The sequence below is a fragment of the Kitasatospora sp. NPDC005856 genome, assembly GCF_040629945.1.
GTDB lineage: Bacteria > Actinomycetota > Actinomycetes > Streptomycetales > Streptomycetaceae > Kitasatospora.
Genome location: NZ_JBEXWT010000073.1, coordinates 1 through 19568, shown reverse-complemented (window position 1 = coordinate 19568; position 19568 = coordinate 1). Strand labels below are relative to the sequence as shown.

The following is a 19568-nucleotide window of genomic DNA, read 5'->3' as shown; positions in this document are numbered from 1 at the left end:
GCTGGGGGTGCTGGGCGACCTCGTCGAGGACATCGTGGTCTGGGCCGACGGCCCGCTGCGGCACGGCACCGACTCCGGCGCCCGGGTCTTCCGGCGGCGCGGCGGCAGCGCGGCCAACGTCGCCCGCTTCGCCGCCGCGCACCACCCGGCCCGCTTCCTCGGCTGCGTCGGCGAGGACGCGGTCGGTGACGGCGTCGTCGCCGAACTGGCCGGCCACGGCGTCGACGTGCGGGTCTCCCGACGCGGCCGGACCGGCAGCGTCGTGGTGCTGATCGACCAGGACGGCGAACGGACGATGCTGCCCGACCGGGGTGCCGCCACACTGCTGGAGCGGGTCCCGGAGGAGTGGCTGGCCGGACTGACGCACCTGCACGTGCCGGCCTACTCCTTCGACGGCGAGCCGGTCGGCGGCACGGCGGTGGACGCGCTCGTCCGGGTCCGGCGGGCGGGCGGCACCACCTCGGTGGACGCCTCCTCGACCGGCATGCTGGAGAGGTTCGGACGGGAGCGATTCCTCGATCTGCTGGCCGGGTTGGCGCCGACCTTCGTGTTCGCCGACCGCTCCGAGTCGGAGTTCCTCGGGCTGCTGGTCGGCGGCCTGCCCGGGCCGGGCCGCGCCCGGTTGGCGGCCACCACGGTGGTCACCAAGGCGGGGGCCGAGGCGACCGCCGTCGACGTGCCCGGTGAGCCGCTGGTCATGGTGCCGGTGCCGCCGGTGGCCGAGGTGCGCGACCTCACCGGGGCCGGGGATGCCTTCGCGGCGGGGTTCCTGGCCGGGTTCCTGGACACCGGGGGCCTCGCGCACGCGGCCGTGCTCGGGCACCGCTGCGCGGCCCGGGTGCTGGCCTCGCCCGGAGCCTCCTGCGGCGGGGAGTGACGTTCCGGGTGGGCGCCCGTCGACCGCGGCACCCGGTCGGGGCTACCGGGGCACCGCGTCCTTGCGGAGGAAGTGCTTCAGCTTCTGCCAGGTCCAGGTGTTGACCACGTCCTCGGCGGTGAGCCAGCCGCGCTGCGCCGTGCCGATGCCGTAGCGCGGGTAGGCGAGGTGGCCGGTGGCGTGGGCGTCGCTGTCGATCGCGAAGCGCACGCCGTGCCGCTTCGCCCGCAGGACGTCCTCGTCGCGCAGGTCGAGCCGCTGCGGGGAGCTGTTGATCTCGATCGCGGTGCCGGTGCGCGCGGCGGCCTCGAACACCGCGTCCAGGTCGACGTCGATCGGCCCGCGCCGGCCGATCCGGCGGGTGGTGAGGTGCCCGATGACGTGCACGTACGGGTTCTCGCAGGCACGGATCAGCCGGCGGGTCTGGGCGGCCCGGTCCAGGGCGAAGTGCGAGTGCACGGAGGCCACGCAGACGTCGAAGCCGGCCAGGAACTCGGGCGGCCAGTCCACCCCGCCGTCCGGGCCGATGTTCAGCTCGGTGCCGTGCAGCAGGCGCAACTTCTTGTGCCGGTCGGCGAGTCGGCGCAGTTGCTCGCGCTGGGCGAGCATCTTCTCGTCCGTCATCCGCTGCATCACCAGGTCCGGGGCGTGGTCGGTGACGGCGAAGTAGGAGTAGCCGCGGGCGGCGGCGTTGTCGATCATCTCCTCCAGGGTGGCCAGCCCGTCGGTCAGGTCGGTGTGGGTGTGCAGGTCGCCGCGCAGGTCGGACTCCTGGACCAGGTCGGGGAGTCCGCCGTCCAGCGCGGCCTCGATCTCGCCCCGGTCCTCGCGCAGCGGCGGCGGGATCCACGGCAGTCCGAGTGCCGCGTACACCTCGTCCTCGGTCTCCGAGACCACCTTGGCGCCGCCGTCCACCTCGAACAGCCCGTACTCGGAGAGCTTCAGCCCGGCCCGGACGGCCATCGTGCGCAGCTTGATGTTGTGGGCCTTCGATCCGGTGAAGTAGACCAGGGCCGCTCCCCAGTCCTCCTCCGGAACGACCCGCAGATCCACCTGTACGCCCTGGGTGGTACGGACGGAGGTCTTGGTACTCCCGCTGCCGATCACCTCGGCGACGTAGGGGAGTTGGGTGAGCGCGGCCATCAGCGGGGCGGAGTCCTCGGCGGTCGCGAGCACGTCGATGTCGCCCACCGTCTCACGCATCCGGCGCAGCGAGCCGGCGTACGCGCAGCGGGTGCAGCCGGGGACGGCGGAGAGCGCGTCGACCAGCTGCTCGGCCAGCTCGGAGGCGGTGTCCAGCAGGGTGCGGCCGCCGGAGCGCCGCATCAGCTCGATGCCGTGCAGGATCTTCTCGCCGCTGCGCTCACCGAAGCCGGGCAGGTCGGCGAGCTTCTCCGCGCGGGCGACCGCGGCGAGTTCGTCCACCGAGGAGATCCCGAGGTCGCGGTGGAGGGCCAGGGCGCGCTTGGGCCCGACACTGGGGACGGCCATCATCTCCCGTACGCCGGACGGGATCTCGGCACGCAGCGCCTCCAGGGCGGGGAAGGTCCCGGTGGCGAGGTACTCGGCGATCTTCTCGGCGGTGGACTTCCCGACGCCGGGGATCTGCTGCAGGCCCTTGACGTCCAGGCCGGCCAGGTCCTCGGGGTGGCCGCCGACCGCACGGGCGGCCTTCTCGTAGGCGCGGGCCCGGAAGGCGTCCCCGCCGGTGATGTTGATCAGGTCGGCGTACTCCTGGAGCAGTTCCCTGACCTGGTCGTTGAGCCGGGGCATGCGGCAAGTCTAGGTGGGGCGGGGCGGGCCCGCCGGGTGTGCGTCCGGTCGGTCGGAGTCGACCGGGCAGAGTCGATCGGGCGGAGTCGATCGGGCGGTACTCCGTCAGTCGTACGCGACGGTCAGCAGCAGGACGACGGTCAGCCCACCGCCGGGGGTGGGTTCCACGGCGAGCCGGCCGCCCGCGGCCTCCACCAGGCTGTACAGGGCGGGCCCCACCGGGTCGTCGGCCCGTGCACCGGCGATCCGCCGTTCGCGTTCCCCGGGCGGCTCGTAGGAACCCCGGTCGCAGACCCGGATCTCCACCCGGCCGCCGGTCACCGCGGTCCGTCCGGGCGACCGCAGCGGGGGCGCGCCGCCCGCCACGTCGGCCCGGAGCAGCACCTGGCCGCCCGGTGGGCTGCGCCGGATCGCCTGGTCGACCAGTCCTGCGACGGCGGCCTCCAGCCGGCGGGCGTCCCCGGCCACCACGGGGAGCCCGGGCGCCACCAGGACCGTGACGGCCGCCGCCCGGCCGCCGCCGCGCACCACCCGGCGGACCACGTCGGCCACTTGGACGTGCCGGGCCATCGGCTCGCAGCCGGCCCGCCGGCCGGTCCAGCGCAGCCGCTCCAGCTCCGTGCGGGAGAGCGACCTGGGCGCGGCCATCGCGCCCGGCGGGAGCGGGCCGCGGGCCTCCTCGGCCTCGGTGGTCGTCGGCGCGCCCGGGCGCCCCGACCCGCCGCCCAGGCGGCCGGCGCCGCCCGCGCCGCCGAACGCGCCGACGGTACCGCCCAACGCGCCGAGCGCCCGGGCCCCCGACGCGACGTAGCCCCAGAGCCTCCCGCGTGCCATCGCCCTGCCCCTCGTGCTCCCCGGCGGCCGTCATCGAATCCGCGCCCGACCGGGGTGGGCCGACTTCCGGGCCCTTCCTGCCAGCCTGCGCCTCGACCGCCCGGGTGACAATCCCGCTCCGGGCCGCGCTCCGCCCCGGGGCCCCGCCGAGCGGCCGGACGGGCACCCGCCGACCGGCGGGGGCCGGGAGCTGGGGCCTGCTGCGGATCGAGCAGCCGCCGATGCCTCCGTCGTCAAGGCCTTCCAGCGTCAAGGCCTTCCAGCGTCAAGGCCCTCCAGCGTCAAGGCCCTCCAGCGTCAAGGCCCTCCACCGCAAAGGGTTCTTCGCAAAAAACTCTTTGCAAAGAACCCTTTGCGGTCCTAGTCTCTTGCCATGACCGAAGAGCGCGGCTGGAAGCACAGCGACGATCCGCACATCGCCATCACCGCCAAGAACATGCGGGCGATGGCGCACCCCGTGCGCATGCAGCTGGTCGGGCTGCTGCGCAAGCACGGCCCGTCCACCGCCACGAGGCTCGCCGCGCAGCTGGGGCTCAACTCCGGAGCCACCAGCTACCACCTGCGCCAGCTCGCCGCCGCGGGCTTCGTCGAGGAGGACGAGGAGCGCGGCAACGCCCGTGAGCGGTGGTGGCGGTCGGCCCACCGGCTGACGGTCTGGACGGGGGACGACATGGCGGACGAGGAACTCGACACGGCCGTCGGCTTCCTGCGGTCCGTCCTGGCCGCGCACACCCTCACCGCCCAGCGCACGCTGGACGCCTTCGAGACCATGCCGCGCGAGTGGCGCCGGGTGACGGACCTCAGCGATCGCGTCCTGCAGCTCACGCCCGCCGAGGCCGAGCGGCTGAGCGGCGAGCTGTCCGAGGTGATCCGGCGTTACCGGCAGATCGACCACGACGGGCCCGCGCCGGAGGGCACCGAGCAGGTCTCCGTGATCGTCCACGTCCTGCCGGACTCGACCACCACCGCCACCGAGGGGGACACCGCATGACCACCACTGCCGCCGCCGTCGACGCGCCAGGGCGCAGCTTCCGCCCGCTGGCCGGGGTGCTCACCGCCACGGCCGTCTCCGTGACGGGCACGCGGGTCTCGGCCATCGCCCTGCCCTGGTTCGTCCTGGCCACCACCGGCAGCGCCACCATGACGGGCCTGGTCGCCTTCGCCGAGATGGCGCCCTACGTGGCGGTCAAGGCGCTGACCGGGCCGTTGGTGGACCGGCTCGGGCCGCGCGTGGTGTCCTGGACGACGGACGCGGTCAGCGCCGTCGCGGCCGGGCTGGTTCCGCTGCTGCACGCACAGGGGCTGCTCCCGTTATGGGGGCTGCTGGTGATGGTCGCGGTGATCGGGGCGATGCGGGGCCCCGGGGACTTGGCCAAGTCCGTCATGGTCCCGGAGGCGGCCGACCACGCCCGGGTGCCGATGGAGCGCGCCACCGGGCTGTCGGGGGTGACCGAGCGGCTGGCCTCCACCATCGGTCCGGCGGTCGGCGGCGGGTTGGTCGCCCTGATCGGGCCGCTGGCCGGGCTGGCGGTCAACGCGATCACCTTCGCGCTCGGGTCGCTGATCATCGCGGTCGCGCTGCCGCGCGGCATGGGGCGCTCCCCGGTGCCCGCCACGGCCACCGACGATCCGTCCGGGGCCTCGGGCGGGGCCTCGGGCGAGGGCGAGCGGCCCGCCGGCTACTGGCAGATGTTCCGCGAGGGCTTCACCTTCCTGCGATCCGAGCCGCTGCTGCTCACCGTGATCGTGATGATCGGCATCACCAACCTGATCGACGCCGGGTTCACCACCGTCCTCGTCCCGGTCTGGGCGCGGGAGTCGGGCAACGGTCCGGCCGCCATCGGCCTGGCCTCCGCCGTGATGGGCGCCACCGCGGTCGTCGGCAGCCTGATAGCGGCCGCCGTCGCCTCCCGGCTGCCCCGCCGGACGGTCTTCTTCACCGGCTTCCTGCTCTGCGGCGCGCCGCGCTTCCTGGTGCTCGCCCTCGACGCGCCGATGTGGCTGGTGCTCACGGTCTTCGCGATCGGCGGCTTCGGCGCCGGCTTCCTCAACCCGATCCTCGGTGCGGTGCTCTTCGAGCGGGTGCCCCGCCACCTGCTGGGCCGCGTCCACGCCCTCGGGGACTCCCTCTCCTGGGCCGGCATCCCGCTCGGTGGGCTGGTCGCCGGTGCGGCGGTCGCGATGGTCGGGCTGATACCCAGCCTGATCGTGGGCGGAGCCCTGTACTTCGCGACCACGACGCTCGCCGGGCTGCGCCCCGAGTGGCGCGAGATGGACCGCCTCCGGGGGCTCGCGGGCCTCGCGGGCCGAACGGGCAGTGCAGCCGGGGTGGCCGGTGCGGGCAGTTCGGCGGATGCGGCCGGGGTGGCCGGTGCGGCCGGTGCGGCCGTCGAGCCGGAACCGGTGCGCTCTGCGTAAGCCGTGCCCCGGGCGCGGCTAACGGGCCCGACCAGCCTCCGGGACAGGCCCGCCCGCCTGCCTCCGGCCCGCCCAGCGGAGCAGCAGCAGGCTGGTCAGCGCGGCGAGGGCACACCACGTGGAGACGAAGGCGAGGCGCCAGAGCAGGGCGGACGCGATGGCGCCCGCGCCGATGAGGAGACCGAGAAGGCGGAGCAGCCGGTCGCCGCTCGCCAGAAGGGAACCGACGGTGACGAGGACATAACCGGCCAGCAGGAAAGCCGGGTACGGAACGCCAACCGCATAGCCGAGGGTGTGGCCGTGCACGGTTGCCGCCACCGGGTGGGAGCCGACGGCCACGGCGAGCGGGACGGCGACCGCCGCACCGAGCAGGGTGATCGCGGCGAGTGTCCGTCGGCGCGGGCCGCTGGTCGCGCACCACACGGCGGCAGGGACCAGGACGGGCAGCAGCACCAGGGCGACCACCGCCCAGGCGGTTCGGGCCGCTCCGGCGAGCCCGTCCGGCAGCCCGCCGTCCGCGCCGAGCCAGACCACCGCCTCGATCAGCTGGTGCACGCCCAGGACCAGGGGGAGCGCGGCGAGCGGCAAGCGCTCGGGCCGGCCGGCCCGATGGGCGCGGACCAGGCACGCCACCCCCGCGACCGCGACCAGTCCACCGGCCACGGCGTCCGCCTGCGCACTCCAGCACATCGGGGCCTAACCAGTGCTCCCGGGGCGGTCGTGCTCCGCGGACCCGCCCGTCGCCTTGTCGTCCGGGGTGGCTTCCGGCTTCTCGGGCGGCTGGCCGTCCGGTCGGTCCTCCGGCCCGTCCTCGGACTTCTCCTCCGCGCCGTCCCTCGACGGCTCCGCCCCGTCCCCCGGCGATGCCCCGATGCTCTCCAGGGTGTCGCGGACGGTCCCGGGCATGGCCGGATGGCGGCCGATCACGACCACCCCGATCACGATCGCCAGCAGCCCGGCCGTCTGCCAGGCCAGTGCCGCCGGGGTCACCCGCAGCCGGTCGCCGAGGAACCCGACCGCGCAGGCGATCCCGGCCACCGGCTGGGCGGCGGTCAGCGCCGGCAGGGACATCCGCAGCGGCGCCGCCTCGAAGGCGCTCTGCACCAGCAGCAGCCCGACCACACCCGCCACCACCACCGCGTACGGCTGCCAACTGCCCAGCACCGCGGACAGACCCTCGCGGTCGAGGCGTTGGGTGGTGGTCCGGGTCAGCGCGTCCTGGAGGCCGTAGAGCAGCCCGGCGGCCAGCGCCAGCAGGGTCGCCTCCTCGAACAGTGGCAGCCGCCGGGCCAGCGAGATCAGCAGCACGACCAGCCCGACCACGGTGCCGACCACCAGCCAGTGCCGCAGCTCCCCGGCGGGTGGTCCGCCGCCGGTCGGTTGCCCGGCCACGATGAAGGCCGTCACCCCGAGGGCCAGCAGCAGCACCCCGGCCCAGCCGGAACGGCCCAGGGTCTGACGGGTCAACACCCGGGCCAGTGCCATGGCGAAGATCAGATTCGTGGCCAGCAGCGGTTCTACCAGCGACACCTCGCCCTGGTTGAGGGCGAGCGCCGAGAGGATCAGCCCGCTGACCATGAAGCCGGTGCCGAGCAGCCACTGCGGCATCCGCATCAGGTCCAGCAGCAGCCGCCAGCGCAGCAGATCGGAGCGCGGGGCTTGCTGCGCCGCGTGCTGCTGGAGCACGAAGCCGAGCCCCAGACAGCAGGCCGCACTGAGAGCGAGGAGGAAGACCGCCACGGAGGGACCACCAGGTTGTCGCTGCCCGCGCCGCGCCGACGGCTCCGAGAGGTGCGTCGGACGTCGCGGCCGCTCCCGTCAGCCTACCGCCGGGCCGGCGCCCGGGCCGGTCGCACGACACGCGCGCGGCGCGGCGGACACCGGGCCCTGCGGCAGCGCTTGCCGCCACCGGCGAGGCAGGCGCACGCTGGTGTGAGCGGCCGCCACGGGTCACCGTCCGTGCCGGTCCGGACAGGCGCGACGGGGGCCGGCGCCAGGAGGTGTGGCATGCACAACCAGTGGGACGTGGAGCTCAGCTTCGAGGAAGACGGCGTGCACACGGCGTGTGAGGCCAGGCTCACCGGCGCCAGGGCGCCCGGCCTGAGCGCGCACGGCGAATCCGTGAAGAGCGCGGACGACCGTCCGCTCGCCAGGATCGGCGAGGAGGTCGCGGCCTCCCGGGCACTGGAGGAACTGTCCCGCAAGCTGCGGGCCCAGGCCACCGGGGAGATCGACGACGAAGGGCACCGCCCTGGCTACCTGATCTACTGAGTCCGCCGGCTGCCCGGCGGCAGCCCGCAGGCGGTGACCAGACCGGGGACGCCGTGCCGCAGAGCCGTCGGGCGGCCCGGCGGAGCCGTTCCTCCCGGGCTGCGAAGGCTACGGGCAGTCACGCGGCGATGTGCTCGACGCGGTACCCGTGGCCGGCCGCGTCCGCGAAGCCGCGTTCCGCCTCGGTCCGGCGCGGGTGGAGGCGCCGCCAGACCACGTCCGCCGCCCCCCGCAGTGTCGCGGTCCCGGCCGTCAGTCGCTCCGCCAGGTGGTGGAGTACGCGGCGCTCCGCCGGCCCCTCGTCGGACGAGGCGAGGCCGAACTCGCCCAGCAGCGACGAGAACAGCTCCGCACTGCCGTCCCGCCGGGACAGCCCCGCGAGTTCGCGCCGGGCCGGAGGGTCCAGCCCCGCGGCGAGCAGGTCTGCGGCGGCCATCGGCAGTCCCTCGTCGGGGACCGGCCCGGCGGTGCACTGTCCGGCCAGGTGCGAGGTTGTTCCACATCCGGCGTTCTGCGGCATGCGGGACGGCCGCCACGCGGGCGTAGCCGGGCGGAGGCTCTACCGGCGCCACCAGGGGGCGCGCAGGACGTCGTCCGGGTCGGCGGCGCAGTTGATGCCGCTGACCACCTCGTGGGCGGGGACGTCCCAGCCGACGACGCCCGCGGCCTGCCGGTCCAGCTCGACCAGCCGGGCACGCTGCGGACCGGAGCCGGTGTCGACGTCGCACATCAACACGCTCGTCCAGGAGCGGCCGTCGAGGGCGGCGACGACCGAGAACGCCGGAAGCACCACCAGGGAGAGCAGCAGCGCCCCCACCCGGACGGCGTCCACGGCCCGGGCCCCGAGGGACGTGGTCGGCCGCCCGGTGCGGCGGCCGGTGGCGGCCGAACGCGCGCCGGTCCGGTACTCGGCCACCACGCCGAGGCGCAGCAGATAACCCAGCGCGCCGGCCGCCACCCCCCACCACAGTCCGTTGAACGCCCCGACCACCACCCCGAGCGCCCCCGGCACGATCGCCGCCTTGGCCGCCGTCTCCAGCAGCGCCCGCTCCTGGTGCCGGGCGGCACCACCGTGAGCGGCCCGATAGGCGTAGCTGATGTAGGAGAGCACCGCCGCCAGTACGACCGCCAGCACCGGCTCGGCGAAGAACATCCCGATGACGACGTCCAGCCAGTTCGCCGGCCCCATCGCCAGCAGCGCGTCCCGAGCCGCGTCCCCGCCCCCGAGCGTCCACGCGAGCTTCAACACCGGAACGGCGAACACCACCGCGGGCGCCATCACATGAGCCGCGCCACCGCCCCGCGGGATTTCGCTCATCCGCCAACGCTAAGCAATCCGCCCATCCCTTGCCCGTCCGACACCCAGCGCTGTACCTCGTGGCGTGACCCGTTCCGCTCCGGGGGCGGCCCGTCCGACACCCACGGTGCATGTCGGGGCGCGACCCCTTCCGCCCCGGGGACGGCCGGTGCTCCCGCCCGTCCGATACCCATCGCTGCACCGCGTGGCTTGACCCCTTCCGCCCCCGGATACCGCCGCCGCGCCTCGGGGAGCCGCCCTGTCCTCATGTCCCGGACGTTCGCTGCAGCGACCTGCGCCCGCCAAGAAGCCCGCCCGCCGCCAGTGCTGTGCCCGGCCTCGCTGGCGATCCGTACTGGTCGCCCCCGAGGCCCGCCAACCCCGCCAAGCCCTGGCAGTGCGACCGTGATCCTGTCGGCTCGAGCCACCCCCTCCAGTACGCCCTATGCCCTGGCACCCAGGCGCCCTGGCGCCTGGTTGGCCTCGCCCGCCGGAGGTCCGACCTGGCCGACTTTCGGCGTGGTCGGGCTCCGGGGCGTGAGGAGTTGGATGGGCTGGCCATGTGTGGGGGGGCGAGAAGTCGGGTGGGCCGGCCAACTTTTGGCGTGGGGCAAGCCCTGGTGCGTGAGGACTCGGGTGGGGCGGTGGGGAGTGGTGTGAGGGGGTGGGGCGTCAGGCTTGGGGGGTGGGGGTGAGGAAGGTGGTGAGGCGGGGGTTGAGGGATCGGGCGGCGGCCATGGGGAGGTTGTGGTGGGCGGCGCCCGGGAGGATGGCGACTTCTGCTGCGGTGAGGGTGCGGCGGGCGTTCTGGGCGCTGTGGTGGGGGTTGTGGGCGCGGCTCTGGGCGGCGAGGAGGGTGAGGACGGGGGTGGTGAGGGTGCGGAGGCGTTCGGGGGAGGGGCGGGGGCCGGTCACGACGGGGGAGGCGGGGAAGTCGGCGTAGCCGAGGGCGTAGAGCTCGCGCCAGGCGGGGTCGAGGCGCGGGGTGTCGCCGGTTTCCCAGTCGAGGTAGGAGTGGGCGCGGGCCGGGGTGCGGTGGGGCAGGAAGAGGGGGAGGGCGCGCAGCAGGTAGCCGGGGCGGTAGCCCGTGAAGCACAGGCTGGGGTCGAGCAGGGCGAGCCGGCCGACCCGGGCGGGGGCGTGCAGGGCGTACTCCAGCGCGATCCAGCCGCCGTACGAGTGGCCGCAGAAGTCGGCTTGCCGGACGTCGAGTCCGTCGAGGACGGCGTCCAGCCAGCCGAGCAGGCCGGGGACGCCGTCGAGGGGGGCGCCGTCGTGGACGCTGCGGCCGGGGTCGCCGACGAGGTCGACGGCGAGGACGCGGTGTCCGGCCTCGGCCCAGGCACCGGCGTTGGCGAACCACATGGTGGAGGTGGCGCCGCCGCCGTGGAGCAGGACGAGCGGGCGGCCGTCGGCGGGGCCGCAGGCGTTGATCCGGGTGGTGCCGTGGACGGTGCGGACGGTGAGCGCCTCGACCGGGACGGGCCAACGGGCGAGCAGGGCGTCGTAGGCGGCGAGGAAGGAGGCGGTGCGGGCGGACATGAGGGACTCCGCAGGTGTGGTGTGATGGCGGCCGGGTCGACTGAGAAGCTCGCTGAACAAGTATCGTGTTGAGCAAGTATCTCGCTGAACGAGAGAATAGTGGGCATGAGCCCTGCCAGGGAAGGAGGACGGGTGTCCGAGGTTGCCGAGCCGATGCGGCTGGTCCACCTGTTGCGTGGTCTGACGGTCGAACTCGACCTGTTCGGGGCCGAGTTCGCGGCCCGCAACGGTCTGCATCCGACGGATCTGCGGGCGCTGATCCACCTGCTGGACGCGGCCAGGGCCGGGGAGGTGGTCACGCCCGGCCGGCTCGGCGAGGCACTGGGGCTGAACTCGGCGGGCACCACCGGCCTGGTGGACCGGCTGGAGCGGCTCGGGTTGATCCGGCGCGAGCGCGACCCGCAGGACCGGCGCCGGGTGCGGCTGCTGGTGGAGGAGCGGGCGGTGGAGCTGGGGGAGGGCTTCTTCGGCGGGCTGATCGGCGATCTGGTCGCGGCGATGGGGGAGTTCGAGCCGGGGGAGCTGGAGACGGCCCGGCGCTTCCTGGCGGCCATGACCGAGGTGGTGGCGGCCGCCAGGGAGCGGTGAACGGGCTGGAACTACGCGGGGCCGAGGGTCCAGCTGATCACCGACAGCGTCGCCATCGACAGCAGCGTCGACCAGAGCACCGCGTCCCGGGCGAGGGCGGTGCCCTGCTGGTACTCGCGGGCGTAGGTGTACACGTTCTGTGCGGTGGGCAGCGCGGAGAACAGCACCACGGTGAGGAGCTGGTGCGCGGGCAGGTGGAGGATCGGGCCCGCCACGGCGAGGGCGACCAGCGGCTGGACCAGGGTCTTGAGCACGACGCTCAGTCCGACCTCGGTGCGGCGCGGACGGCCGTCCGCCGGCGGGCGGTTGTGCAGCGAGATGCCGAGGGTGATCAGCGCGGTCGGGACGCCGGCGCCGCCGAGCAGTTCGCAGGAACGATTCAGCTCGGCGGGCAGGTGCACGCCGGTCGCCGAGGCGACGGCGCCCAGGGCGGTGGCCAGCAGGATCGGGTTGCGGACGGGCAGGGTGAGCAGCGCCCGGCGGCCGGCTGCGCCGCCGTCCAGGGCTACCAGGACGGCGGGGGTGACCACCAGGATCTGGAACAGCACCACGGGTGCCACGAAGGAGGCGTCGCCGAGGACCTGCATGGTCACCGGGATGCCGAGGTTGGCCGAGTTGACGTAGCCGGAGGCCATCGCGCCGATGGCCAGTTCGCCCGGCTTGCGGTGGAACAGCAGCCGCCCGGCGAGCAGCCCGAGGCCGATCGCGACCGCGGTGCCCGCCGTGAAGGCGAGCATCGAGGCGTTGGCGAAGCGGTCCAGCGGGGTGCGGGCGATCATCAGGAACAGCGCGGCCGGCATCGCCACGTGGAAGACGAACCGGTTGAGCACCGTCTCGGCGTGCGGCCCGAGCAGTCCGGCACGGCCGACGACGTAGCCGACGCCGGTGAGCGCCCAGATCGGCGCGAACGCGGACAGCAGGGGATGCAGGGCTGGCATGGTTCCTCGGATCGCTCGGACGGGTCTGCCGGTGCGACGGGGGGCTCCCGCCGGGGGCGCCGATCTCCGAGCGCGGTGACCCCCCGAAGCCCATGAACCCCCGGGGCAGTAAACCAGTGGCCGCCGGCGTGGTGATCAGCGGGCCTGTCGCGGGCACGCCAGCCGGACCGGCCGTCCGGGGTGAGGTCGGTGGGGGTGGGGTCGGTCCGGGGCGGGGTCGGTCGGGGTGAGGCCGGTCGGGGTGAGGCCGGTTGCATGGAGCCGGCCCGAACCGCCGGGCCTACGATGGGCCGATGGAGAATCAGTACCTGAGCCTGTCCGAGGTAGAGGCGATCGCGCGCCGCGCGCACCAGGGGCAGGTGGACAAGAACGGCCACCCGTACGGCGAGCACATCGCGGCGGTCGCCCTGGGGGCCGCGGCGCGCGGCGGCAGTGCGGCGCAGGTCGCGGCCGGGTGGCTGCACGACACCGTCGAGGACGACCGGCTGAGCCGGGAGTGGCTGGCGGGGGCCGCCCTGCCGGAGGAGACCAAGGCGATCGTGGACGCGCTCACCCGGCGCCCGGACGAGCCGGTCGAGGAGTACGCCGCGCGGATCCTGGCCACGCCGGGCGCGCTGCTGGTCAAGCGCGCGGACCTGGCGCACAACTCCGATCCGGCCCGCCTCGCCACCCTGGACCCGGCGACCGCCGAGCGCCTGGTCGCCAAGTACGCGCGGATGCGCGAGCTGCTCGGACTCGTCGGCGAGCTGTGACCGGCGGCCGTGACCGGCGAGCTGTGACCGGCGAGCTGTGACCGGCCGGCCGTAACCAGCAGGCCGTGACCCCCGCGAGCGGCACATCCGTCCGCGGTGGCCGTCGCGCTGCGGCCCACGGGCCGGGGCGGCCGCCGGGGGAACCAGGAGAGGGCCCGGACCACGCGGGTCGCGCGGGTCCGGGCCCTCTCGGGCACCCCGGTGGTCCCTGTCCGACCCCCGGGGTGAGGGGGAGTGGTCAGGTGACGGACGGTGGTCGGCGAGCCGATGGGGCCGGCTTAGTACCAGTGGTGGGTCTGCCAGAAGGCCCAGGCGGCGTTCGGGCTGCCGTAGCGGGTGTTCATGTAGTCCAGGGCCCACTTGATCTGGGTGGTCGGGTTGGTCTTCCAGTCCGCACCCGCCGAGGCCATCTTGGAGCCCGGCAGCGCCTGGGCCAGGCCGTACGCACCCGAGCTCGGGTTGGTCGCGGTCACGTTCCAGCTGGACTCGTGGGAGATGATCTGGCTGAACGAGGCCAGCTGGTTGGCCGGGACGATCTGGGCGGCGATGGCCTGCGGGGAGGCGGTGGCGGCGTTCGCGGTGGCGGGCAGGACACCCGCGCCCAGGGCGGTCAGACCGGCGGCGCCGGCGAGAATCGCGGCGGAAGTACGCATGCGGAGCTTGAAAGCGGGCATGAAGAACAGGACCTCAATCGGGTTGGGCCGGTCACGCCCCGCCCAGGACCACGGTCGGACAGGGGCCGGAACGGTCGCGGGGCGTGACTCGGCAGCAAGCCGTTCACCGGCGGGACAGGAAGCCGGTGCGGCTGACGACGGAAGCCATTGTTGCCAGACCGGATCGGCCGTCGACAAGACGCCTCGCGTACGACTCGCCGTCGTACGGAACGGGCCGCCGTGGATTCGAAGGGTCGGCTGCGCGAAGCGCGCCGACCGGCGTTGAGCTGCGCGGACGCGGGTGTCGCCGGGGCGGCGCGGGGGCTGCGGGGGTGCCTACTACCGTCCGTCGTGGTCGTTGATCACGTGTGAGCGCACTCACCGTCCGGGGCACGGAGGGCGTCACGTTGCGGCCCGGGCGCAGCACGGTGGGTGCAGACGATCAACCCCGCGTTGAGAGCGGCGCCACACCGCCGTGCTGGGACCGGCGCCACATCGCCGTGCTGGGACCGGCGGACCACCGCCGGGGAGGACGGTCAGCGCAGGTCGCCCAGCCGCCGGTGCCGGACGGCCCGGGCCGCGAGCCGGTCCGCTTCGGCGGCCGCCGCCAGGGCGCCGAGCGCCGTGCCGACCGCCTGCCCGAGCCGGGTGCAGAAGGCCTCCGGCTCCTCGGCGGCGTCCGGCAGCTCCGGGACCACCTCGTCGACCAGCCCGACCTCGGCCAGGTGCCGCGCCCCGATCCCCTGGGAGCGGGCCAGCTCGGCCGCGTGGGCGCCGTCCCGGTGGACGATCGCCGAGGCGCCCTCCGGCGGCAGCGGCGCCAGCCAGGCGTGCTCGGCGGCGATCACCCGGTCCGCCGGGAGCAGCGCGAGCGCCCCGCCGCCCGAGCCCTGGCCGAGCAGCACCGCCAGGACGGGCGTGCGCAGCGCGAGCAGGGTGGTGAGGCAATGGGCGATCTCCACCGCGATGCCGTCCAGCTCGGCCTGGGCCGACAGCTCGGCGCCGGCCGTGTCCACCACGGTGACCAACGGCAGTCCGAGCTGCTCGGCCAGGCGCGCGGTGCGCCGTACGGCCCGTAGGTCGGCGGCGGTGAAGGGACGGTCGTGCTCGGGGGTCTGCCGCTGCTGGCCGACGACCACCACGGGCCGCCCGCCGAGTACGGCCAGCGCCCGGACCAGCGCGCCGCCGCGCCCGCCGGGGGCGTCCAGCAGCACCAGCTCCTCGGCGGCGTGCCGCAGCAGCTCGCGGGTGCCCGGGCGGTCGGGGCGGCGGGTGCGCCGGACGGAGTCCCAGGCGTCGGGGCGTCCGGTGTCCGGGTGTCCGGCGGCGGCCGTGGCGGGCGCGGGCGCCGGGCCCGTGGACGTGAGCTCGGTGGAGGCGGGGCCCGGAGACCCTGGAGAAGGGGACGGCGGCGTGGTGGCGAGGACGGCCAGCGCGCGGCGGAGCAGTTCGCGCAGCTCCTGCGGCGGCACGACGGTGTCCACCAGTCCCTGACCGGCGAGCGTCTCGGCCCGCTGGACGTCCGGCGGCAGCTCCACTCCGCGCAGTTCCTCGTACACGCGCGGGCCGAGGAAGCCGAGCCGGGCGCCCGGCTCGGCGAGGACCAGCTGCCCGAGCGTGCCCCAGGAGGCGAAGACCCCGCCCATGGTGGGGTTGCGCAGATAGGTGACATAGGGGAGGCCCGCGGCGCGGTGCGCCTGGACGGCGGCGGTGATCCGCAGCATGCACAGGAAGGCCGCCGACCCCTCCTGCATCCGCGTCCCGCCGGAGACCGGCAGAGCGAGCAGCGGCAGCCGTTCGGCGGTGGCGCGCTCGACGGCGCGGGTGATCCGCTCGGCGGTGGCGACGCCGATCGAGCCGCCGAGGAAGCCGAACTCGGAGGCGACGAGGGCGACCGGCCGGCCGCCGATCAGGCCGAGGCCGGTGAGGACGGCCTCGTCCAGGCCGGTGCGCTCGCGGGCGCGGTCGAGCGAGGCACGGTAGTCGGGGTCGGGGTCGGGGTCGGGGTCGGTCCGGTCGGCGGCCGACGGCTCGTCCCAGCTGTGGAAGCCACCGGGGTCGACCAGCAGGCCGATCAGCTGGTGGGCCGTCAGTGCCGTGCCCGAGCCCGTACCCATGCCCACCCCGTCAGAGATCGTTCCGGTCCGGCCGTGATCCGCCACGCTACGGGGCACTCTATGCGGCGAGGTCCGGGCGGGACAGCTCCGACTTGAGTTCGACGACGGTCGACCCTTGTGTCGGCCGGGCGGTTCGTGGGCGTCTCGCGGGTGGATCCGGGGAGGGGGTCAGGAGTTCGGCGTACGGCTCAAGTCGCCGCAGATAAAGGGGAGTTACTCACCGGTTAATAGTTTCCCGCAAGGCTTCCGGAGTTGACGGTGTCCCGCCACACTGATGGGCATGACCCGCACTCTACGCGCGTGGAAGTCCCGCGCCGCCGCCGTCACCGCCGTCGCTCTGCTGACCCTCGCCCCGATCGCCGTCGCCACCGACGCGCACGCCGACGTGAGCGGCTCGGTCTGCCTCTCCGCCCTCCCGCCGCAGGCCGCCGACACCCTCGACCTGATCGCCTCCGACGGGCCCTTCCCCTACTCCCAGGACGGCGTGGTCTTCCAGAACCGGGAAGGCGTCCTGCCCGGTGAGTCCTACGGCTACTACCACGAGTACACCGTCATCACCCCGGGCTCCCCGACCCGTGGCGCCCGTCGGATCGTGACCGGCCAGGACTACCGGGAGGACTACTACACCGGAGACCACTACGCCACCTTCTCCCTGATCGACCAGACCTGCTGAGCGTCCGCTGACCGACCCGGGACGGAACGCCCGGGAGCCCTTCCGGCACGACGGTGGCCCCGGTTCACTTCCCCGCCGAGGTCACCGCCGTGCGTCACCGCCGGCACCAGGAGCGGCACCGGCACCGGCTACCGCCGCCGACGGCCGCGCCCGGCTCAGAGCTCGGACGGCCCCCAGGCGCCCACCGTCAGCTCGTCCCCCACCCGCAGCGTGCCGGGCCGCAGCACCGCGAACTTGCTGCCGAACGCCACCCCGCCGGCCGCCGCCCGGCGGTAGCGGGCCAGTGTGCGCAGCGGCTCCGGCCCCGCCTTGGCGCCGGTGGACTGGTCCAGCGTCGTCACCGCGCAGCGGATCGCCAGCTTGGCGTAGCCCAGTTCGGCCCCGCCCACCTCGATCCTTCGGGCCAGGTCCTCGGTGTGCGGTTCGGTCCAGCCGTCCACCACCACGTTCGCGCGGAACCGGTCCATCGGTACCGGCAGGGCGTCGGAGAGCTCGTTGAGGTGCTCCAGCGAGGAGCGCGACACCAGGAGCACGGCGCAGCTGTCCGCGTAGCCCGAGGTCCCCGGGGTCAGTCCGCTGGTCACCCGGTCGTGCTCCGGCGGCACCCGGACCAGTCGGCCGCGCGCGCCCAGCACCTCGGACAGCCAGTCGGCGGCCTCCTGGCCCTGATCGATGCCGAGGAACGGCAGATCGAACATCCGCACCTCGCGGCGCGGGCCCTCGGTGTCCACCGACACCGATACCGGTTCCATGCCGTCGGCGGTCAGCGTCAGCGACCGGCCGTCCTCCGCCACCACCGGGCGGACGGTGGCCAGCACCCGGTCCCGGCGCTGGGAGCGGAACACGCCCTCCTCGTCCACCACCATGAACGCCCGGTCCTGGGCCAGCCCGGCCCGGGTGAGCTCCGCCCGCGCGGCCGTCACCCCGGCGCAGCCCTTCACCGGGTAGTACCGCAGCTCCGTCACCGTGGCCATCGTTCCGCCGCCCCCTTCGTTCCCGTGCGCCGTCCTGCGCCCGGTCGCCGTTCCACGCCCGCGCACCGTTCTGCGCCTGGGTGCCGTCCATCTCTCCGACCCCACAGGGTAGTTGACCGGTGCGACAGGGGCCGGTGGGCGGTGCCCGGTGGACGGGCCCGGCGCTTGCTAGGGTCGGGGCATGGCACCACCGAGCAGCGCGAACCCCCCGGGGCGGCTCCGGCGGGACGCGCAGCGCAACCGTGACCAGTTGCTCGCCGCCGCCCGCGACATGTTCTCCCGGCACGGCCTCGACGTGCCGCTGGACCAGATCGCCAAGGAGGCCGGGGTCGGCAACGCCACCCTCTACCGCCACTTCCCGACCCGCGAGGCGCTGATCGGCGAGGTGTTCGCGGACGCCGGGGACGGTCTGGCCACGGCGGGTGAGGAGGCGCTCGCCGCCGAGGACGCCTGGAGCGGCCTCGAACGGTACTTCGAGCGGATCTTCGAACTGGTCGCCGCCGACCGGGGCATCAACGACCTCGTCACCCAGGCCATACCGGCCATCCCCGGAATGATCGAGATCAGCCGACGGCACGCCGCCACCGTCGGCGCCCTGATCGCCCGCGCCCAGGAACAGGGCACCATGCGCCGCGACGTGGTCACCATGGACCTGCTCTTCCTCCTCGGCCCGCTCTGCCGCGCCCTGCCCGCCGCCACCGAGCTGCGCCCCGACCTCTGGCGCCGCTACCTCGCCCTCCTGCTCGACGGCTTCCGCGCCCGGGCCGCCCACCCGCTGCCGGTCCCGCCGATCGGGGAGGAGCACCTGGACCGGATGTTCGCGGACCTCTGGGAGGCGGAGCACCCGGAGCAGGCGGAGCGCCCGCAGTAGTCGGAGCCCCCGCGGTAGTCGGCGCCGCAGGAGCCGCCGCAGGAGCCGCCGCAGGCCTGAGCGCCTCGTCCGCACGGCATCAGGGACGTGTACGGAACGGCGGGCTCCGCGTCAGAGCCGCGTCAACGGGCCGGTGCCGCACGGGCGCGGACCGCTTTGCTGGGGTGGAATCGGCGCGATCCGGTGCGGCGCGCGCCTGCGCACCAGCGCACCAGCGCACCAGCGCACCAACGCACCGGCGCACAAGCGGCGGGCGGAGAGGCAGGAGCGGGGCCATGACGGACAGTGGTGCGGACGAGGGCCGGATCGTGGTCGGCGTCAGCGGCTCGCTCGGCAGCCTCGCCGCGCTGCACCACGCGGTGGCCGAGGCCCGCCGGACGGACGTCGAGGTCCTCGCGGTGCTCTGCTGGACGCCGCCCGGTGACGAACTCGGCTACCGCCGAACCCCCTGCCCGCCGGTGATCGACGCAGGCCGCGACGCCGCCGTGGCCCGGCTGCGGCAGGCCCTCGACGAGGCCTTCGCCGGACGCTACGCGGGCGTCCGCCTGCGCTGCCAGACCGTTCGCGGCGACACCGGCCACACGCTGGTGCGGTGCGCCGACCGCCCCGGGGACCTGCTCGTCCTCGGCGCCGGACGGGACCGCGGCCGCCTGGCCCGACTGGTGCACCCCTCGGTCACCGCCTACTGCGTCCGGCACGCCACCTGCCCGGTCCTGGCCGTCCCGCGGCCGCCGCTGCAGCGCGACCTGGAGGCGCTGGAACGCGGCCACGGACTGTGGGAGCCGGCGACGGGAGTCGGCGGCTAGATGAATGAGTCCGATGTCTTCAGTGGTCATAGGCGATGAGTGATCGCTTGATCGGGGCGTCGATGGTCCAGTTGTGCCAGATGGCGGCAGCGAGGGCGAGCAGGCGCTGACCGGTGCGGGCGAAGACGCCCGCTTCGGTCCGGGCGCCGTGCTGTTCCAGGCCGAGCTGGCCCTTGAGGGTGTC

Annotated in this window: 19 protein-coding genes and 2 pseudogenes; 9 read left to right on the top strand and 12 right to left on the bottom strand. The window is 74.7% G+C overall.

The window, feature by feature from the left end; translation table 11 throughout:
* Positions 1-7: 7 nt before the first annotated feature.
* Positions 8-877 (top strand): carbohydrate kinase family protein, encoded by an 870-nt coding sequence (locus ABZ449_RS31875; RefSeq protein ID WP_360353108.1) that lies wholly within the window; start codon positions 8-10, stop codon positions 875-877.
* Between the two features lie 42 nt (positions 878-919).
* Here the strand turns inward: ABZ449_RS31875 and polX are convergent, their stop codons facing one another.
* Both polX and ABZ449_RS31865 read right to left on the bottom strand, forming a co-directional pair.
* Entirely contained in the window at positions 920-2650 is a 1731-nt protein-coding gene (gene polX / locus ABZ449_RS31870) for a DNA polymerase/3'-5' exonuclease PolX (protein ID WP_360353106.1), read from the bottom strand.
* Positions 2651-2755: 105 nt separating this feature from the next.
* Positions 2756-3484, bottom strand: coding sequence for a hypothetical protein (locus tag ABZ449_RS31865; protein ID WP_360353105.1), 729 nt, complete (start codon positions 3482-3484; stop codon positions 2756-2758).
* 373 nt (positions 3485-3857) lie between these two features.
* On the opposite strand from ABZ449_RS31865, the gene ABZ449_RS31860 reads away from it, so the two are divergent.
* Together ABZ449_RS31860 and ABZ449_RS31855 are read left to right on the top strand one after the other, a co-directional pair.
* Entirely contained in the window at positions 3858-4475 is a 618-nt protein-coding gene (locus ABZ449_RS31860) for a helix-turn-helix domain-containing protein (RefSeq protein WP_360353103.1), read from the top strand.
* Positions 4472-5902: an MFS transporter gene (locus ABZ449_RS31855; protein WP_360353101.1), complete on the top strand. Its 1431-nt coding sequence runs from the start codon at positions 4472-4474 to the stop codon at positions 5900-5902. Before ABZ449_RS31860 ends, ABZ449_RS31855 begins: the two co-directional genes overlap by 4 nt.
* An 18-nt stretch (positions 5903-5920) precedes the next feature.
* On the opposite strand, the gene ABZ449_RS31850 is transcribed toward ABZ449_RS31855, so the two are convergent.
* Together ABZ449_RS31850 and ABZ449_RS31845 are read right to left on the bottom strand one after the other, a co-directional pair.
* Complete coding sequence (locus ABZ449_RS31850) at positions 5921-6592, bottom strand: DUF6629 family protein (protein ID WP_360353099.1); 672 nt, start codon at positions 6590-6592, stop codon at positions 5921-5923.
* A 210-nt stretch (positions 6593-6802) separates the two neighbouring features.
* Positions 6803-7642 (bottom strand): annotated as a pseudogene (locus ABZ449_RS31845) (DMT family transporter); the annotation flags it as partial.
* 267 nt (positions 7643-7909) lie between these two features.
* On the opposite strand from ABZ449_RS31845, the gene ABZ449_RS31840 reads away from it, so the two are divergent.
* Positions 7910-8173, top strand: a complete 264-nt coding sequence (locus ABZ449_RS31840; RefSeq protein WP_360353097.1) for a dsRBD fold-containing protein — start codon at positions 7910-7912, stop codon at positions 8171-8173.
* A 118-nt stretch (positions 8174-8291) separates the two neighbouring features.
* On the opposite strand, the gene ABZ449_RS31835 is transcribed toward ABZ449_RS31840, so the two are convergent.
* From ABZ449_RS31835 to ABZ449_RS31825, 3 genes are all read right to left on the bottom strand, one after another.
* On the bottom strand, positions 8292-8609 hold the full coding sequence (locus tag ABZ449_RS31835) for a hypothetical protein (protein ID WP_360353095.1): 318 nt from the start codon (positions 8607-8609) through the stop codon (positions 8292-8294).
* A gap of 123 nt (positions 8610-8732) precedes the next feature.
* Positions 8733-9491 carry a hypothetical protein gene (locus ABZ449_RS31830; protein ID WP_360353093.1) on the bottom strand — a complete coding sequence of 253 codons (759 nt, stop codon included), beginning with the start codon at positions 9489-9491 and terminating at the stop codon, positions 8733-8735.
* Between the two features lie 651 nt (positions 9492-10142).
* Positions 10143-11012 carry an alpha/beta fold hydrolase gene (locus ABZ449_RS31825; RefSeq protein WP_360353092.1) on the bottom strand — a complete coding sequence of 290 codons (870 nt, stop codon included), beginning with the start codon at positions 11010-11012 and terminating at the stop codon, positions 10143-10145.
* A 153-nt stretch (positions 11013-11165) separates the two neighbouring features.
* Between ABZ449_RS31825 and ABZ449_RS31820 the strand changes: the two genes are divergently transcribed.
* The gene (locus tag ABZ449_RS31820) at positions 11166-11600 is read left to right on the top strand and encodes a MarR family transcriptional regulator (protein ID WP_360353147.1); all 435 of its coding nucleotides are present in this window, start codon (positions 11166-11168) and stop codon (positions 11598-11600) included.
* An 11-nt stretch (positions 11601-11611) separates the two neighbouring features.
* On the opposite strand, the gene ABZ449_RS31815 is transcribed toward ABZ449_RS31820, so the two are convergent.
* Positions 11612-12538 (bottom strand): AEC family transporter, encoded by a 927-nt coding sequence (locus tag ABZ449_RS31815; RefSeq protein WP_360353090.1) that lies wholly within the window; start codon positions 12536-12538, stop codon positions 11612-11614.
* Positions 12539-12831: 293 nt separating this feature from the next.
* On the opposite strand from ABZ449_RS31815, the gene ABZ449_RS31810 reads away from it, so the two are divergent.
* Complete coding sequence (locus ABZ449_RS31810; protein WP_360353088.1) at positions 12832-13290, top strand: HD domain-containing protein; 459 nt, start codon at positions 12832-12834, stop codon at positions 13288-13290.
* A 278-nt stretch (positions 13291-13568) separates the two neighbouring features.
* On the opposite strand, the gene ABZ449_RS31805 is transcribed toward ABZ449_RS31810, so the two are convergent.
* Positions 13569-13943 (bottom strand): transglycosylase SLT domain-containing protein, encoded by a 375-nt coding sequence (locus tag ABZ449_RS31805; RefSeq protein WP_360353086.1) that lies wholly within the window; start codon positions 13941-13943, stop codon positions 13569-13571.
* Between the two features lie 536 nt (positions 13944-14479).
* Positions 14480-16060 (bottom strand): carboxyl transferase domain-containing protein, encoded by a 1581-nt coding sequence (locus tag ABZ449_RS31800; RefSeq protein ID WP_360353084.1) that lies wholly within the window; start codon positions 16058-16060, stop codon positions 14480-14482.
* A gap of 280 nt (positions 16061-16340) precedes the next feature.
* Between ABZ449_RS31800 and ABZ449_RS31795 the strand changes: the two genes are divergently transcribed.
* Positions 16341-16733, top strand: a complete 393-nt coding sequence (locus ABZ449_RS31795) for a ribonuclease (RefSeq protein WP_360353083.1) — start codon at positions 16341-16343, stop codon at positions 16731-16733.
* A gap of 155 nt (positions 16734-16888) precedes the next feature.
* Here ABZ449_RS31795 and ABZ449_RS31790 read toward each other — a convergent pair whose 3' ends face one another.
* Positions 16889-17707 (bottom strand): MOSC N-terminal beta barrel domain-containing protein, encoded by an 819-nt coding sequence (locus tag ABZ449_RS31790; protein WP_360353081.1) that lies wholly within the window; start codon positions 17705-17707, stop codon positions 16889-16891.
* A gap of 181 nt (positions 17708-17888) precedes the next feature.
* Here ABZ449_RS31790 and ABZ449_RS31785 point away from each other — a divergent pair, with 181 nt between their 5' ends.
* Positions 17889-18578 carry a helix-turn-helix domain-containing protein gene (locus ABZ449_RS31785; RefSeq protein WP_360353079.1) on the top strand — a complete coding sequence of 230 codons (690 nt, stop codon included), beginning with the start codon at positions 17889-17891 and terminating at the stop codon, positions 18576-18578.
* A gap of 275 nt (positions 18579-18853) precedes the next feature.
* On the top strand, positions 18854-19384 hold the full coding sequence (locus ABZ449_RS31780; protein WP_360353077.1) for a universal stress protein: 531 nt from the start codon (positions 18854-18856) through the stop codon (positions 19382-19384).
* A gap of 19 nt (positions 19385-19403) precedes the next feature.
* On the opposite strand, the pseudogene ABZ449_RS31775 reads toward ABZ449_RS31780, so the two are convergent.
* Positions 19404-19568 (bottom strand): annotated as a pseudogene (locus tag ABZ449_RS31775) (IS982 family transposase); the annotation flags it as partial.

What these genes read in the sequence shown, in the direction of transcription:
- ABZ449_RS31825 (WP_360353092.1), bottom strand. Translation starts at nt 11,012, where the DNA reads ATGTCCGCCCGCACCGCCTCCTTCCTCGCCGCCTACGACGCCCTGCTC.
- ABZ449_RS31795 (WP_360353083.1), top strand. Translation starts at nt 16,341, where the DNA reads ATGACCCGCACTCTACGCGCGTGGAAGTCCCGCGCCGCCGCCGTCACC.
- ABZ449_RS31805 (WP_360353086.1), bottom strand. Translation starts at nt 13,943, where the DNA reads ATGCGTACTTCCGCCGCGATTCTCGCCGGCGCCGCCGGTCTGACCGCC.
- ABZ449_RS31810 (WP_360353088.1), top strand. Translation starts at nt 12,832, where the DNA reads ATGGAGAATCAGTACCTGAGCCTGTCCGAGGTAGAGGCGATCGCGCGC.
- ABZ449_RS31865 (WP_360353105.1), bottom strand. Translation starts at nt 3,484, where the DNA reads ATGGCACGCGGGAGGCTCTGGGGCTACGTCGCGTCGGGGGCCCGGGCG.
- ABZ449_RS31835 (WP_360353095.1), bottom strand. Translation starts at nt 8,609, where the DNA reads ATGGCCGCCGCAGACCTGCTCGCCGCGGGGCTGGACCCTCCGGCCCGG.
- ABZ449_RS31850 (WP_360353099.1), bottom strand. Translation starts at nt 6,592, where the DNA reads ATGTGCTGGAGTGCGCAGGCGGACGCCGTGGCCGGTGGACTGGTCGCG.
- polX (WP_360353106.1), bottom strand. Translation starts at nt 2,650, where the DNA reads ATGCCCCGGCTCAACGACCAGGTCAGGGAACTGCTCCAGGAGTACGCC.
- ABZ449_RS31800 (WP_360353084.1), bottom strand. Translation starts at nt 16,060, where the DNA reads ATGGGTACGGGCTCGGGCACGGCACTGACGGCCCACCAGCTGATCGGC.
- ABZ449_RS31780 (WP_360353077.1), top strand. Translation starts at nt 18,854, where the DNA reads ATGACGGACAGTGGTGCGGACGAGGGCCGGATCGTGGTCGGCGTCAGC.
- ABZ449_RS31820 (WP_360353147.1), top strand. Translation starts at nt 11,166, where the DNA reads ATGCGGCTGGTCCACCTGTTGCGTGGTCTGACGGTCGAACTCGACCTG.
- ABZ449_RS31840 (WP_360353097.1), top strand. Translation starts at nt 7,910, where the DNA reads ATGCACAACCAGTGGGACGTGGAGCTCAGCTTCGAGGAAGACGGCGTG.
- ABZ449_RS31830 (WP_360353093.1), bottom strand. Translation starts at nt 9,491, where the DNA reads ATGAGCGAAATCCCGCGGGGCGGTGGCGCGGCTCATGTGATGGCGCCC.
- ABZ449_RS31785 (WP_360353079.1), top strand. Translation starts at nt 17,889, where the DNA reads ATGGCACCACCGAGCAGCGCGAACCCCCCGGGGCGGCTCCGGCGGGAC.
- ABZ449_RS31790 (WP_360353081.1), bottom strand. Translation starts at nt 17,707, where the DNA reads ATGGCCACGGTGACGGAGCTGCGGTACTACCCGGTGAAGGGCTGCGCC.
- ABZ449_RS31860 (WP_360353103.1), top strand. Translation starts at nt 3,858, where the DNA reads ATGACCGAAGAGCGCGGCTGGAAGCACAGCGACGATCCGCACATCGCC.
- ABZ449_RS31855 (WP_360353101.1), top strand. Translation starts at nt 4,472, where the DNA reads ATGACCACCACTGCCGCCGCCGTCGACGCGCCAGGGCGCAGCTTCCGC.
- ABZ449_RS31815 (WP_360353090.1), bottom strand. Translation starts at nt 12,538, where the DNA reads ATGCCAGCCCTGCATCCCCTGCTGTCCGCGTTCGCGCCGATCTGGGCG.